This is a genomic window from Microvirga yunnanensis (assembly GCF_025460875.1).
On record NZ_JAMXFI010000047.1, the window covers coordinates 1 to 13,860 of the forward strand.

The 13,860-nt window shown below is 66.5% G+C and carries 12 protein-coding genes; 5 read left to right on the forward strand and 7 right to left on the reverse strand.

The genetic code is table 11. From position 1 onward, the window contains the following. A partial coding sequence (locus tag NF876_RS21890; protein ID WP_262270743.1) for a CoA transferase subunit A occupies positions 1 to 599 on the reverse strand: 599 nt, incomplete at its 3' end. 433 nt (positions 600 to 1,032) lie between these two features. On the opposite strand from NF876_RS21890, the gene NF876_RS21895 reads away from it, so the two are divergent. Next, positions 1,033 to 2,844 (forward strand): AsmA family protein, encoded by a 1,812-nt coding sequence (locus NF876_RS21895; protein ID WP_262270744.1) that lies wholly within the window; start codon positions 1,033 to 1,035, stop codon positions 2,842 to 2,844. Here NF876_RS21895 and NF876_RS21900 read toward each other — a convergent pair. From NF876_RS21900 to NF876_RS21910, 3 genes are read right to left on the reverse strand one after another with little or no spacing between them, the layout of a single operon-like run. Then, on the reverse strand, positions 2,838 to 3,641 hold the full coding sequence (locus NF876_RS21900; protein WP_262270745.1) for an ABC transporter permease: 804 nt from the start codon (positions 3,639 to 3,641) through the stop codon (positions 2,838 to 2,840). The two genes, NF876_RS21895 and NF876_RS21900, sit on opposite strands and share 7 nt — an antisense overlap. After that, positions 3,638 to 4,543, reverse strand: a complete 906-nt coding sequence (locus tag NF876_RS21905) for an ABC transporter permease subunit (RefSeq protein ID WP_262270746.1) — start codon at positions 4,541 to 4,543, stop codon at positions 3,638 to 3,640. Before NF876_RS21905 ends, NF876_RS21900 begins: the two co-directional genes overlap by 4 nt. A 2-nt stretch (positions 4,544 to 4,545) precedes the next feature. After that, complete coding sequence (locus NF876_RS21910) at positions 4,546 to 5,715, reverse strand: ABC transporter ATP-binding protein (RefSeq protein WP_373696702.1); 1,170 nt, start codon at positions 5,713 to 5,715, stop codon at positions 4,546 to 4,548. Positions 5,716 to 5,979: 264 nt separating this feature from the next. On the opposite strand from NF876_RS21910, the gene NF876_RS21915 reads away from it, so the two are divergent. The 3 genes from NF876_RS21915 to NF876_RS21925 all read left to right on the forward strand — a co-directional run bounded on the left by NF876_RS21915 (position 5,980) and on the right by NF876_RS21925 (position 9,233). After that, positions 5,980 to 6,414: a MarR family winged helix-turn-helix transcriptional regulator gene (locus NF876_RS21915; protein ID WP_262270748.1), complete on the forward strand. Its 435-nt coding sequence runs from the start codon at positions 5,980 to 5,982 to the stop codon at positions 6,412 to 6,414. A 127-nt stretch (positions 6,415 to 6,541) separates the two neighbouring features. Continuing rightward, on the forward strand, positions 6,542 to 8,110 hold the full coding sequence (locus NF876_RS21920) for an MFS transporter (protein ID WP_262270790.1): 1,569 nt from the start codon (positions 6,542 to 6,544) through the stop codon (positions 8,108 to 8,110). A gap of 7 nt (positions 8,111 to 8,117) precedes the next feature. Then, the gene (locus tag NF876_RS21925) at positions 8,118 to 9,233 is read left to right on the forward strand and encodes an HlyD family secretion protein (protein WP_262270749.1); all 1,116 of its coding nucleotides are present in this window, start codon (positions 8,118 to 8,120) and stop codon (positions 9,231 to 9,233) included. A gap of 267 nt (positions 9,234 to 9,500) precedes the next feature. On the opposite strand, the gene NF876_RS21930 is transcribed toward NF876_RS21925, so the two are convergent. Then, the gene (locus NF876_RS21930) at positions 9,501 to 11,096 is read right to left on the reverse strand and encodes a DHA2 family efflux MFS transporter permease subunit (RefSeq protein WP_262270750.1); all 1,596 of its coding nucleotides are present in this window, start codon (positions 11,094 to 11,096) and stop codon (positions 9,501 to 9,503) included. Positions 11,097 to 11,101: 5 nt separating this feature from the next. Further along, a complete protein-coding gene (locus tag NF876_RS21935) occupies positions 11,102 to 12,298 on the reverse strand; it encodes an HlyD family secretion protein (RefSeq protein WP_262270751.1) in 1,197 nt (398 codons plus the stop codon). 149 nt (positions 12,299 to 12,447) lie between these two features. Here NF876_RS21935 and NF876_RS21940 point away from each other — a divergent pair, with 149 nt between their 5' ends. Beyond that, entirely contained in the window at positions 12,448 to 13,149 is a 702-nt protein-coding gene (locus NF876_RS21940; RefSeq protein WP_262270752.1) for a TetR/AcrR family transcriptional regulator, read from the forward strand. On the opposite strand, the gene NF876_RS21945 is transcribed toward NF876_RS21940, so the two are convergent. Further along, positions 13,109 to 13,795 carry a Crp/Fnr family transcriptional regulator gene (locus NF876_RS21945; RefSeq protein WP_262270753.1) on the reverse strand — a complete coding sequence of 229 codons (687 nt, stop codon included), beginning with the start codon at positions 13,793 to 13,795 and terminating at the stop codon, positions 13,109 to 13,111. The two genes, NF876_RS21940 and NF876_RS21945, sit on opposite strands and share 41 nt — an antisense overlap. Positions 13,796 to 13,860: the final 65 nt, after the last annotated feature.

A 13,860-nucleotide genomic window follows, 5' to 3' on the forward strand; every position in this document is an offset into this window, starting at 1 on the left:
TCGATCGAGCCGGCCGGCACCAGGTTCTCGACCTCGGCGATGGTCAGCCGGGATGCGGTCGCCATCATCGGGTTGAAGTTGCGGGCCGTCTTCCGGTAGACGAGATTGCCTTCCGTATCGCCCTTGTAGGCGTGCACGATGGAGATGTCGGCGAACAGGCCTGTCTCCATGACGTATTTCTCGCCGTCGAACTCGCGCACCTCCTTGCCCTCGGCGATCAGCGTGCCCACGCCCGTCTTGGTGTAGAAGGCCGGGATGCCCGCCCCGCCGGCGCGGATGCGCTCGGCCAGCGTGCCCTGCGGGTTGAATTCCAGCTCCAGCTCGCCCGAGAGGAATTGCTGGGCGAACAGCTTGTTCTCGCCGACGTAAGACGAGATCATCTTGCGGATCTGGCGGGTCTCCAGGAGGCGACCGAGGCCGATCCCGTCCACGCCGGCATTGTTGGAGATGAAGGTCAGACCCTTCGCCCCCGAATCACGGATCGCCTCGATCAGGGCCTCCGGAATTCCGCACAGGCCGAAGCCGCCGGCCATGATGGTCATGCCGTCCTTGACCATTCCGGCCAGCGCTGCCTGCGCATCGCTGTACACCTTATCCATCGAAACCTCTCCCCATGGGCATGTTCATGCTCGCCGGAGCCTCGGACGTGACTAGTGGACACCCCTTTTGGGATTCATCCGAGGCTCCCTCTCTTGACCGGCGCATCGGCCCCAAAAGTGGAAGGCACCCTCGGGATCGACCCGATGCTCCAATTCTTGGCCGGCGTGTCGTTCGGGACGGACCCGACGGTCGCGTCAGCCGGACCGGGTCCACTCTTGCCGCGCGGCGCGCCGGAAGAAACGACCGGAAACGGGTTGCGACGTTTTGGCCGCTCCGCCCCGGCACGAATGGCCGCCACCCTGCAACCTGGCCTCAATTTAGACAATCCCTTCCTATGGATATATGGAAACGATTCACGATTTCGGTCTTGCCTGAGGACATCCCCACGTCCCCGCTTGCGAGGCAGGCCCCAAGGTTTACAACATTCGTCCCATGTCCCGCCGCGTTGTCCTGCTCATTGCGTTGATTTCGCTCGCCGTTCTCGGAACGGCGGCCTCTCCCTGGACGCTGCCGGGGGGCGGCCTGTCGGCGGAGCTGACGCAGCATGTGAAGGACCGGTACGGCCTCGACCTGACGGTGAAAGGGCGCAGCACCTTCGCGGTTCTGCCCATTCCGCGGGTGAAGTTCGAGAATGTCACGCTCGAGTTTCCGAACCAGGCCCTCAGGGCCGATGGCGGGACCCTGAGAGGCGAGCTGCGCCTGCTGCCCCTGCTCCTGGGCCGGATCGAGCTTTCGGATTTCGACCTTTCGGAGACCCGCATCACGGGGTCGGTTCAGGCCCTGCGGTCGGTCAAGTGGGCGGAGGCGCTCAGGGATCGTGCGAGCGAGACCTATGCCCGCCGCCTCATCGTCAGCAAATCCACCTTGCGCTGGACCGATCTGAAGGATGCCAACCTGGACCGGCTCAACCTCGTCATCCGATGGGCCGATGCGGCGGAGCCCCTCACCATGGCGGGCTCGGCTCTCTGGCGCGACGAGGAAATCCACCTCGAGGAGGCGTCCGTCTTCCCGGAGCTTCTGGCGTCGGACCGGATCAGCCCTTTCGCCCTGACCCTGGCCTCCCCGTCCGTCCGGATCGCCGCCGAGGGCGAGGCGCAGCTCGGGGAAACGCCCCGGATCACCGGGGAAAGCACCCTTCAGGCCAAATCCGTGCGTGACTTCACGCGCTGGAGCGGCGTCGACCTGCCCTTCGGCTCCCTGGTGCGCGCCGTGTCCATCGCCGGGGACTTCTCCATGGACCGTCGGCGCCTGTCCTGGCCGGCCGTCTCTGTGACGATGGGCGAGGACAAGCTGGAGGGAACACTGGGCGTCCGTTTCGACACGGACCGCCCGGTAATCACCGGAACCCTCGCGGCGGACACGCTCAACCTGTCGGACCTGTTCGCGCCCTTCTCGCAGGCCCGGACCTCCTCCGGCTCCTGGAGCGAGGAGACCATCGATCTGGCCAGGGCCACCGGGGCCGACCTCGATCTGCGTCTTTCGGCCGCGAGCGCAAGCCTCGGCCGGCTCAGCCTCGAGGACATGGCGGCCAGCGTGCTCGTGCAATCCGGCCGCATCGAAGCCTCGATCGGCCGGGCCGGCTTCAACGACGGCACCCTCAAAGGCCGCCTGTCCCTGGTGAAGCAGAACGGCCAGGTCGAGTTCAAGAGCCAGGGCACCTTCGCGGGCGTGAAGATCGCGCCCTTCCTGACCGCCATGGGAGAGCCTCGCTGGATCACCGGCCAGGCGACCGGGCAGTTCAGCTTCGAAGGACTGGGCAAGAACCCGGCTGACGTGATCCGCGAGGCGCAGGGCCGCTCTTCCATCGAGGTGAGCGACGGAGAGATCGTCGGGATCGCCCTGGACGATGCCCTCCGCCGGGTGGAGAAGCGGCCGCTTCTGGCCTCGCTCAACTGGAAGGGCGGCCGCACGGCCTTCGACAGGGCCCAGGCCCAGATTCTGGTGAAGGACGGTGTCGGGGAGATCGCGGAGGCCCACCTTCGGGGGCCTGCCGTGCAGGCCGATCTTCAGGGCCAGGTTCTTCTGGTCGACCGCCAGCTCAGCGTGACGGCGAACGTCTCGCCGGCCGGATCCCCGGCGGGCCAGTCCCCGGCCCTCGTCTTCAACGTCGTCGGCGACTGGGACAATGTCGCGGTCTCGCCGCAGGTCCGTTCCCTCATCGAGCGCTCGGGCGCCGCCAAGCCGCTCTTTCCCTCCGAGCGCGTTCCGGCCAACGAGCCGCGCCCGCAGGCGACGGCTCAGTGAGCCGTCCGGCGCGACCGCAGGACGGAGCGCTTGCTGAGCAGGGTCGCGCCGATCACGCCGAGCGTCACGATGCCGATCAGGATGGCCGAGGCGGCATTCACCTCCGGTGAGAGCCCCAGCCGCACCTGACTGTAGATCTTGATCGGCAGGGTCGTGGCGCCGGGCCCGGCATTGAAGCTCGCGATCACCAGATCGTCCATGGACAGGGTGAAGGCCAGCAGGAAGCCCGCCACGATGGACGGCGCGATCAGCGGCAGCGTCACGGAGAAGAACGTGCGCAGGGGCGGAGCGCCGAGATCCATGGCCGCCTCTTCCAGCGAGCGGTCGAATGTCATGAGACGCGACTGCACCACCACGGTCACGAAGCACATGGTGAGGGTCGTATGCGCGAGCGTGATGGTCCAGAAGCCGCGGTCTAGGTCGACGGCCACGAAGAACAGGAGCAGCGAAAGGCCGGTGATCACCTCGGGCATGACCATCGGCGCGTAGACCATGCCGGTGAAGAGCGTCCGCCCCGGGAAGCGCCCGTAGCGGGTCAATGCCAGCGCCGCGAGGGTTCCGAGGACCGTCGCCAGCGTCGCGGAGAGAAGCGCGATGCGCAACGTCACCCAGGCCGCTTCCAAGAGGGCCTCGTTCCGGAACAGCGCCCCGTACCAATGGGTCGAGAAGCCGCCCCAGACCGTGACGAGCCGGGATGCGTTGAACGAATAGATCACCAGCAGCAGGATCGGCAGGTACAGGAAGGCGAACCCGATCACGAGCGACGTGACGTTGAAGAGGCTCAGGCGCCGGTTCATGGCCGTCCCTCCACGCGCCGCGCCTCGACGTCGCGGTAGATCACGATCGGCACGACCAGGATGATCAGCAGCAGGATGGCGACGGCCGAAGCCAGCGGCCAGTCCCGGTTGGAGAAGAACTCGCTCCAGAGCTGCCGGCCGATCATCAGCGTTTCCGAGCCGCCGAGCAGGTCCGGGATGACGAACTCGCCCACCGCCGGGATGAAGCACAGGAGCGAGCCGGCGACGATGCCCGGCATGGCGAGCGGCACGGTGATCGTCCAGAACGAGCGCCAGGGTGGCGAGCCGAGATCGAGGGCCGCTTCGAGCAGCGTATCGTCCATCTTCTCGAGCGTCGCGTAGAGCGGCAGCACCATGAAGGGCAGATAGGCATAGACGATGCCGATATAGACGGCCGTCTCGGTGTTGAGGATGTCCAGGGGCTGGGCGATCAGGCCCAGGCCCGTCAGCGCCTGGGTGAGCAGGCCCTCCGGCTTCAGAATCGCCACCCAGGCATAGATGCGGATGAGAAAGCTGGTCCAGAACGGCAGGATGACCAGCGCCACCAGCAGCGAGCGGACGCGCTCCGGCGCACGGGCCATCCCGTACGCGATGGGGAACCCCACCAGCAGGAGCAGGAGGGTCGAGAGAGCCGCGATCCGCACGGAGGAGAGCGTGGCGCGGAAATAGAGGTCGTCCTGGGTCAGGAGTTCGAAATTCTCGAGATCGAGAGCGCCGAAGAACCCGGCAATGTCGCCCCACTCGAAGACCGGCTTGTAGGGCGGCTGGGCCACCGCCGGGTCCGACAGGCTGATCTTCAGGACGATCAGGAACGGCACGAGGAAGAGCACGCCGAGCCACAGATAGGGAATGGCCGGCACGAGGCCGGCGGTCACCCGTCGCAGGAGGGATCGCTCGACCATGGCTATTCCGCCAGGATCACCGCCGCATCGGGCGCGAACGTGACATGGACCTGCTCGTGCCAATCGATGGGATTGTCGACGAACCGGGAGGCATTGGCCCGGGTGACGCGCAGGATCTCGCCGGTGGCGAGCTTCACGCGGTAGACCGTCCAGTCGCCGAGATAGCCGATGTCCCACACCTCGCCACTGAGCACATTGACGGCGCCGGGTTCCGGCGGATCGCGGTGGATCAGCATCTTCTCGGGCCGCACGGCGATGGCCACCGCCTGCCCGGAATGCAGCACCTCGTCCGGATCGTCGATGGTGAGCGGGTGCTCGGCCGATGACGCCTTCACACGCCAGAGGCCGTTCTCCCGGCCCTGCACGTGGCCCTCCAGGATGTTCACGTCCCCCACGAACTCGGCGATGAAACGGGTCTTCGGCTGCTCGTAGATCTCTCCCGGGGTGGCCACCTGCACGATGCGGCCGTGATCCATCACGGCGATCCGGTCGGCCATGGTCATGGCCTCCTCCTGGTCGTGCGTGACCACCACGAACGTCATGTGCAGCTCGTGCTGAATGTCCATCAGCTCGAACTGGGTCTCCTCGCGCAGCTTCTTGTCGAGGGCGCCCAGCGGCTCGTCGAGCAGCAGCACCTTGGGTTTCTTGGCCAGAGCCCTGGCCAGCGCCACGCGCTGCCGCTGGCCGCCGGAGAGCTGGCTCGGGTAGCGCCTTGCGAGCTTTTCGAGCTGGACGAGACGCAGCATCTCGCCGACACGCTCCGCGATCTGGTCCTTCGGCAAGCCGTCCTGCTTCAGGCCGAAGGCGATGTTCTTCTCCACGCTCATATGAGGGAAGAGCGCGTAGGACTGGAACATCATGTTCACGGGACGGCGATAGGGCGGCACGCCTGCCAGATTCTGACCGCCCAGGGTCATGCCGCCCTCGCTGGGCGTCTCGAACCCCGCAAGCATGCGCATGAGCGTCGTCTTCCCGCAGCCGGACGGGCCGAGCAGGCAGAAGAACTCGCCTTCGAAGATGTCCAGGGAAAGGTGGTCCACCGCCACCGCGTCCCCGAACCGCTTCGTGACATTGTCGAAGCGGATGAGCGGCTTGGCATCGGGATTCGACCAGGGTGCGAACGCACGGCGCACGGCGCCGACGGAGGCGGATTGGCGGGAGGGAGCAGGCAAGATGCTTCGACTTCGACCTTGAACGAGGGAACCTGCCGGCAAGCTAGGATGTTCGGCCGTCGAGAACAACACATAAGCGCATCGTGCGGACCCAGAGGGCCGCGTCCGAGGCTCGAGAAGCCGCCGCCCCCCGGATCGGGAGCCGCGTTCTCTGCAACCCTCCCCTACCGAGGGATTCGGGGAACGGGCTTGCACGCGGCCCGCGCGTGCATTATGGAGCACCCATATAATTAGTGCCCTAATAATATGCAGCCTAGGATGGTCATGACCACTCCTGCCAAAGCGGCGTTTTCCGAGGAGATCTGGAAGGTCAGCCGGAAGATGCGCACCCTCTTCGACGCCAGGGTCCGGGCGCAGGGCCTGACCCTGGCGCGCGCACGCGCCCTGATGTTCCTGGGCCGGAACGGCTGCATGACCCAGACGGAGCTTGCGGACCTGCTCGAGATCGAGGGGCCGACCCTGGTGCCCCTTCTCGACAGTCTCGAGAAACAGGCCCTGATCGAGCGCCGCCCGGTGGATGGCGACCGGCGCGCCAAGCAGATCGCCCTCACGGAAGCCGGACAGGAACAGGCCGCCCATGTGGACATTCTCGTTCAGGAATTCCGCGGCGATGTCCTGAAAGGCATCAGCGAGGACGATCTCGAGGCGGCTCTCCGCGTTTTCCGCGCGATGGTGCGGAACATCGAATCGGCCGGCTGACGATGGGGTGCATCCGGTGACAGCGACCTCCGACGACAATTCTCCCCACGGCTCCGGCTCCGATCCTGTGACCGCTTCGAAGCCGGTCGAGCCGCAGCGTTCGCCCGCTCCGCCGGCGCCCGCCCCCATGCCCTGGTCCCGGGCGGTCCTCTACATGCTGACGTCCCTTCTCTTGTCTCTCACGCAAGGTCTGGGGATGAACCTTGCTGCGGCGAACCTGCCTCAGCTTCAGGGGCCGCTCGGCGCCACGACGAATGAGGTCACCTGGCTGATCGCCGCCTACATGGCGCCCAATGTCAGCCTGTCGCTGATCCTCGTGAAGGTCCGGGCTCAATTCGGACTTCGCAACTTCGCGGAGCTGAGCATTCTCGTGTTCGTCCTCGTGATGCTGCTGCACATCTTCGTGCGGGATCTGCAATCCGCCCTCGTCGTTCGGTTCTTCAGCGGCATCGCGGCGTCGCCCATCTCGACGCTCGCCTTTCTGTACATGCTGGAACCGCTGCCCCCGGCCAAGAAGCTGAGCGTCGGCCAGCCCCTCGTGCTCACGAACATCGCCCTGGGCGCCCCCTTGGCCCGTCTGATCTCGCCGGACCTCCTGATGCTGGGCGACTGGCATGGCCTGTATCTGTTCGAGATCGCGCTCGCCATGATGGCCTTCGCGGCCGTGTATCTCCTGCCCCTGACGCCTCCGCCGAGGGCCAAGGTCATCCACTGGCTCGACGTGGTCAGCTACCTTTTCATCGCCGTCGGCTTCGGTCTCATCGCCATGGTGTTCGCGCTGGGGCGAGTCTATTGGTGGTTCGAAGCGCCCTGGCTCGGAGCCATGCTCGCCGTCGGCCTCGCTTCGCTCACCTGCGCGATCGTGATCGAGCTCAACCGGGACACGCCCTTCCTGGATATCCGCTGGCTTGCCCAAAAGGAGATCCTGCACCTCGCCGGCACCCTCATGATCTTCCGCCTTCTCATGTCGGAACAGACGGCCGGCGCCTTCACGTTCTTCCAGTCCCTGGGGCTGCAGAACGAGCAGATGACGGTCCTGTCCCTGGTGGTCATCGGGGCGTCCGTCACGGCCGGCCTCGCCTATATCCTTCTTGTCAAGCCCGGCCGCGAGACGGCCGCCCAGATGGTCGCGCTGGTCCTGCTGCTGATCGGCGCGCTCATGGACAGCAATGCGACGAGCCTCACCAGGCCCGAGCAGATGTATGTGAGCCAGGCGCTGATCGCCGCGGCCGGCGTCCTGTTCCTGCCTCCCGCCATGGCGACCGGGCTGGCGCTGGCGCTGCAGCGGGGGCCGACCTTCATCCTGAACTTCATCGTCGTGTTCCTGACGACGCAGAGCCTTGGCGGCGTGATCGGATCGGCGGTCGTCGGCACCTTCATCACGTGGCGCACGAGGTTCCACCTTCAGGCCCTGGCCGATCACCTCGCGTCCACGGATCCGCTCGTCGCTCAGCGCATGGCGCAGCTTGCCGCAGCCTATGGCCGCGTCCTGACGGACCGATCCCTGCTCAATGCCGAGGGTCTCGTGCTCCTCGGGCAGCAGGTCACCCGCGAGGCGACCGTGCTCGCCTACAACGACGCCTTCCTGGCCATCGCCCTCGCGGCCGCGGGCGCGCTCGCGGCGATGCTTCTCCATCTCGGGCTCCGCGCGATCCGCAGGGGCCTTTCGCCTGAACCGCAACCGGCCGTCAGCTAAGATCATCATGACCAAGTTCTTTCGATCCACCGCCTCCCTCGTCGCTGCGATCATCGGCATCGCGGGTGTCGCCCTCGTGCTCTATGCCTGGCGTCTCCCGCCCTTCACGAGTTCGGTCGAGACCACGGACAATGCCTATGTCAGGGGACAGATCACGGTGATCGCCCCCCAGCTTGCCGGCTACGTGGCCGAAGTGGCCGTTCAGGACTTCCAGCATGTGAACGCGGGGCAGCTCCTGGTGAAGATCGACGACCGGATCTTCGCGCAGAAGCTCGAGCAGGCGAAGGCCACCCTGGCCAGCCAGCAGGCGGCCCTGTCCAACTCCGAGCAGAAGGAGCGCTCGGACCGGGCGCGGATTCAGTCGAGCGAGGCCCAGGTCGACAGCACCCGGGCGGCCCTGAGCGCCGCGGAAGCGAACTGGAACAGGATCGCGCCGCTTCTGGAACGGGGGGTCGCCACGCAGAGCCAGGCCGATCAGGCCCGGGCCGGTTTCGACCAGGCGACCGCCGCCCTGCACCAGGCCGAGGCGGCGCTGACCGTCTCGCGCCAGGATCTCGCCTCCACGCTGGTCAACCGCCAATCCCTCGAGGCGGCCGTGCAGGGCGCGGAGGCGGCCGTCAGGCTGGCCGAGATCGATCTGCAGAACACGCGCATCCTGGCCCCCGAGGACGGACGCCTCGGCGAGGTCGGCGCGCGGGTCGGTCAATACGTGTCGGCCGGCACGCAGCTGCTCGCGCTCGTGCCCGAGCGGATCTGGGTGGTCGCCAACTTCAAGGAAACCCAGCTTCCGGGCATGAGAGTCGGCCAGCCCGTCACCTTCACGGTCGACGCTCTGGAACATGCCCGGCTCGCCGGTCGGATCGAGCGCTTCTCGCCCGCCGCCGGTTCCGAATTCAGCGTGATCAGGACCGACAACGCCACCGGCAACTTCACCAAGGTGGCACAAAGGGTGCCCGTGAGGATCGCCATCGATCCGGGCCAGGCGCTCACGGAGCGTCTAGTGCCGGGAATGTCGGTGGTGGTGAGCGTCGACACCCAGGCCCGTCCCGCGGACGTTCCTGCGACGGGAACAACCGCCCAGCCGCAGGGTTCGAGCGTGACGTCGGAGCAGGATCGGCGCTAGAGCATCGGGTGGACCAGAGGGCCGCGCCCTTCGTCATCGGGATCACCGGCACAAGGCCGGTGATGACACCCGCCACGTCATGGCCGGCCGGTCATCACTCGCCTCTTGCCGGCCATCCCGATAAGGTGAGGCGTGGCGCCTTACGGAAGCGGGATCACCGGGACGAGCCCGGTGATGACGTGAGAGGGTGGCATGAGGCGGTGACAACACCCGCCCGACGTCATGGCAGGGCCTGTCCCGGCCATCCCGATGCGGAAAAGCGCCGCTCTAATGCCCCCCGCCGCCGCCTGCCGGCGCGGCGCGAGGCTTCTTGATGAAGGGCAAGGCACAGATCAGGCCCAGGAACAGCACCGTCAGGAGCAGGAACACGTCGGCGAAGGACATCACCAGGGCTTCCTTCCTGACCATGTTCGACATGGTCTTGATCGCCGCCGCGTTGGCGTCCGCGCCGAGCCCCTGGAACCGCATGGTCAGGGCGTTGAGGGTCTCCATCGCCCGGGAGCTGTCCCAGCTGACGCTCTCGCGCAGGCGCTGGAGATGCAGGTCGAGGCGGTTGTTCAGCAGGGTGTTGATCACCGCCAAGCCGACCGCGCCGCCAAGATTGCGGGTCAGGTTGTAGAGGCCCGACGCATTCTTGATCCGGTCCGGCGGCAGGGTGCCGAGGGCGATGTTGTTGATCGGAACCATGCAGATCATGAGGCCGACGCCGCGGAAGATCTGCGGCACGAACAGCTCCCAGAAATCCCAGTCCTTGGTCAGGCCCGTGATCTGCCAGGTGCCGAAGGCGAACGCGCCGAAGCCGATGGCCATCATGAGCCTCGGGTCCATCTTGCGCGACAGCATCCCGGCCACCGGGGCCATGAGGAACATGGTGGCGCCGGTCACGAACATGGTCTCGCCGATCTGCAGGGACGAGTAGCCCCTCACCCGCGCCAGATAGACCGGGTAGAGGTAGGTCAGGCCGTAGAGGCCGATGCCCATGACGAAGCTGAAGGACGATCCGGCCAGGAAGTTGCGGTCCGCGAAGGCGCGCAGGTCCACGATCGGCTGCTTGGCCGTGAAGGCGCGATAGAAGAAGCCGATCGCCCCGACGGCGCACACGATGGCGAGGATCAGTACCGCCTCGTCCTGGAACCACTCGTTGTTGGGCCCCTCCTCCAGCACGTATTCCAGGCTGCCGAGAAAGGCCGCCATGCAGCCGAGGCCCACCCAGTCGAAGCTCTTGAACAGGCTGAGGTCGGGCTCGTCGAAATCGACCAGCAGGTAGGTCGACACGGTCACGAAGATGCCCGGCACGATGTTGACCAGGAACAGCCAGTGCCAGGAGAACAGATCCGTCAGATAGCCGCCGAGCGTCGGGCCGATCGTGGGGGCCAGGGTCGCCACGAGGCCGATGATCGGCGAGATCACGGGCCGCTTCTCCGGCGGGAAGATCGTGAACGCCGAGGCGAAGACCGTCGGGATCATGCCGCCACCGATGAAGCCCTGCAGGGCGCGGTACACGATCATCTGCTCGATATTCGTCGCGGTCGCGCACAGGAAGCTCATGGCCGTGAAGCCGCCGGCCGCGATCACGAACATCCAGCGGGTCGAGAGCACGCGCGAGAGCGTGCCCGAGAGCGGGATCATGATCACCTCGGCGATCAGATAGCTGGTCTGCACCCAGGAGATTTCCTCCGACGAGGCGGAGAGGCCCGCCTGGATCTCGGCGAGCGAAGCCGAGACGATCTGGATGTCCAGGATCGCCATGAACATGCCGAAGACCATGCAGAAGAACGCGAAAGTCCGGCGCCGGTCGAGCGGCGCCGGCTTCGCGGCAGGCATGCCTTGAGGCCTGGATTGGATGGCAGCCGATGCGGCCATGGTCCCTACTCTTTGATGCTGGCCGTCTTGGCCGGCTGGGCACCGGTGCGGGTATCCACGTCGACCACGACCGACAGGCCGGGGCGCAGCAGCCCCTGCTGCGCCACCTCGGGCTTGACGGCCACCCGGACGGGCACGCGCTGGACGATCTTGGTGAAGTTGCCGGTGGCATTCTCCGGCGGCAGCAGGCTGAACACCGCGCCGGCGGCGGGCGAGACGCTCTCGACCGTGCCGACGATGTCGGAATCCGGGAAGGCGTCGACCTTCACGTGCACCGTCTGCCCCGGCTGCAGGGAGGCGAGCTGCGTCTCCTTGAAGTTGGCATCCACATGGACGCTGGTCAGCGGCACGAGGGCCGCCAGGCGGGCGCCGGGCTGGACGTAGGTGCCGACCTCCACGGCCTTGTTGCCGATGACCCCATCGAGGGGCGCGCGGATCTCCGTGAAGGAGAGATCCCGCTCGGCCTTGTCGACGGCCGTCTGGTACTCGGCGGCAAGGCGCTCGCCCTCATTCTTCTGAGCGGAGAGAACCTCGACATTGGCCTGAGCGGCCGCCACCGCCGCCTGGGCGCTCTTGACGTCGGCGTTGGCGCGGTCGCGGGCGGCCTTGGCGTTCTCGAGCGCGGCGCGGCTGGTGTAGTCGGACCGGGCGAGCTGCTGCTGGCGGGCATAGTCGCCCTCGGCCCGCTCGGCCTCGGCCTGCGCGCTGACCACCTGCGATTCGGCCTGCAGGGCCGAGGCGCGGCCCGCCTCGATCTGGCGGCCGAGGCGCACGATCGCGCTCTGCTGGGTCGCAAGCTTGTCCTTGGCGGATTGGAGGGCAAGACGATAGTCGCCGTCGTCGATCTTGGCGATCAGGTCACCGGCCTTGACGCTCTGGTTGTTCGTGACGGCCACGGAGGCGACGTAGCCGGAGATCTTGGCCGACAGGATCGTGATGTCCGCCTGCACATAGGCGTCGTCGGTCGAGACCATGAAGCGGCCGTCGGTCCACCAGTGGTAGCCCTCGTAGCCGCCGAATCCCAGAGCAGCCGCCAGGATCGCCAGGATCACGGGCTTCTTTCCGAAACCCTTCTTGCGTGCCTTGGGCTCGGCGGCCCGGGACGGCGCCTGGACAGGCTCGGGCGCCTGAACGGGCTGCCCGCCCTTGGCCGTCTCGGGGCGCTCTTTGGCGCCCTGCTCAAACTCATCCCGGTAAGCCATGTGAACCTCTGCAAGCCAACTTAAAGCCCGTCGATCGAAATGGTTCGGGCTTATCGTTGCAGACTTGATATCTGCCAGTCGCCTGCCATATATGAGTTGACCGAACCGTTCGGTCAATAGCGCAAACGAAAAAGGATACGAGATAGGCTATGTGCGCCGTGCATGACAGCACCCGAGATCAGGCACTTTCCTCTCCGGCCGACGAGAGCCCGGAGAACGCGAAGCGCCGCCAGATCCTGGAGGGCGCCCGCAAGGTCTTCCTGGCCGAGGGCTTCGACGGCGCCAGCATGGGCGAGATCGCCAAGGTGGCGGGTGTCTCCAAGGGGACGCTCTACGTCTATTTCGACAGCAAGGAACGCCTTTTCGCCGCGTTGACCACCGAGGAGAAGCGGGGCCTGGCCGAGGTCCTGTTCAAGCTCGATGCGAACGATCCCGACGTCCGCGGCGTCCTGAAGGCGCTCGGCCTCGGCTATCTGCGCCGCATGGGCAAGCCCGAACACATCTCGTCGATCCGCATGGTCATGGGCGCGGCCGAGAAGTTCCCCCATCTGGGCCAGGCCTTCTATGAGGCAGGTCCCTGCCAGGGGCTCGCCCGCCTCGGCGCCTATTTCGACCGCCAGGTCGAAGCGGGCCGGCTGTCCATCGAGGATACCCATGTGGCCGCCCAGCATTTCCTCGACCTGTGCGTGTCGGGCATGCTGCGCCGCCTGCTCTTCTCGGTGGGAGAGCCGCCGACGGAAGCCGAGATCCAGAAGAACGTGGAGCACGCGCTTCGGGTCTTCTTCGCCGCCTACGGCCCGAAGGATGCGTCTAGTGGTCCGTCTGCATCGCCTCGGCCACGCGCGCTTTGAGCACGTCCGGCTGCCGCAGGATCAGGGCGCCGCGCGTGCGCTCGATCAGCCCTTCCTGCGTCAGCATCGTGAATTCCCGGGTGATCTGCTCGCGCCGGCAGCCGATCCGGGCGGCCACGATGTGGTGGAAGGGCGGCGGGGTGATGACCCGCTCCCCCGACCGGTCCTGACGGGGCGTCGAGAGGCGCAGGAGCTCCGAATAGAGCCTGTGCCGGAGATCGAGCACCGTCTGTTCCATGAAGCGGGCGTTCAGCTCGCGGATGCGGGACGCCATGAGGCAGAACAGCCGCTCGGCGATGGGCTGGTGGGAGAAGAGAAGCTCCTTGAAGACCGTCGCGGGCATCACGCAGGCCTCGCCGCGGGTGAGCGCCGTGACATTGGCCGAACGGGGCACGCCGTCGAGCGCCGCCAGCTCGCCGAACAGGTCGCCGGGCTTCATCTCGTAGAGGATGACCTCCTTGCCCGAGGCCGTCCGCATGAGGACCCGGACCTCGCCGGAGAGGAGGAAATAGACGTCGGTCGATGGCTCGTCGAAGTCGACCAGAACCTCCTCGGGGTCGAAGCGGCGCCAGTTGGCCCGCGCCTCGAAACGTTCGAGATCGATGTCCAATCCCTTGAAGAGCTTAATCCCGGCGAGCCGCGCCATCGGTCCTCTCCCCCTGAATGCTATCCTTGGCTATAGCACAAATTTTCCATAGCCAGTATGTCATT

Bases quoted from the DNA above. Each gene is read 5' to 3' on its own strand.
- NF876_RS21930 (WP_262270750.1), bottom strand. From the start codon at position 11,096: ATGGCCGCATCGGCTGCCATCCAATCCAGGCCTCAAGGCATGCCTGCC.
- NF876_RS21895 (WP_262270744.1), top strand. From the start codon at position 1,033: ATGTCCCGCCGCGTTGTCCTGCTCATTGCGTTGATTTCGCTCGCCGTT.
- NF876_RS21925 (WP_262270749.1), top strand. From the start codon at position 8,118: ATGACCAAGTTCTTTCGATCCACCGCCTCCCTCGTCGCTGCGATCATC.
- NF876_RS21935 (WP_262270751.1), bottom strand. From the start codon at position 12,298: ATGGCTTACCGGGATGAGTTTGAGCAGGGCGCCAAAGAGCGCCCCGAG.
- NF876_RS21905 (WP_262270746.1), bottom strand. From the start codon at position 4,543: ATGGTCGAGCGATCCCTCCTGCGACGGGTGACCGCCGGCCTCGTGCCG.
- NF876_RS21900 (WP_262270745.1), bottom strand. From the start codon at position 3,641: ATGAACCGGCGCCTGAGCCTCTTCAACGTCACGTCGCTCGTGATCGGG.
- NF876_RS21915 (WP_262270748.1), top strand. From the start codon at position 5,980: ATGACCACTCCTGCCAAAGCGGCGTTTTCCGAGGAGATCTGGAAGGTC.
- NF876_RS21940 (WP_262270752.1), top strand. From the start codon at position 12,448: ATGTGCGCCGTGCATGACAGCACCCGAGATCAGGCACTTTCCTCTCCG.
- NF876_RS21945 (WP_262270753.1), bottom strand. From the start codon at position 13,795: ATGGCGCGGCTCGCCGGGATTAAGCTCTTCAAGGGATTGGACATCGAT.
- NF876_RS21920 (WP_262270790.1), top strand. From the start codon at position 6,542: ATGCCCTGGTCCCGGGCGGTCCTCTACATGCTGACGTCCCTTCTCTTG.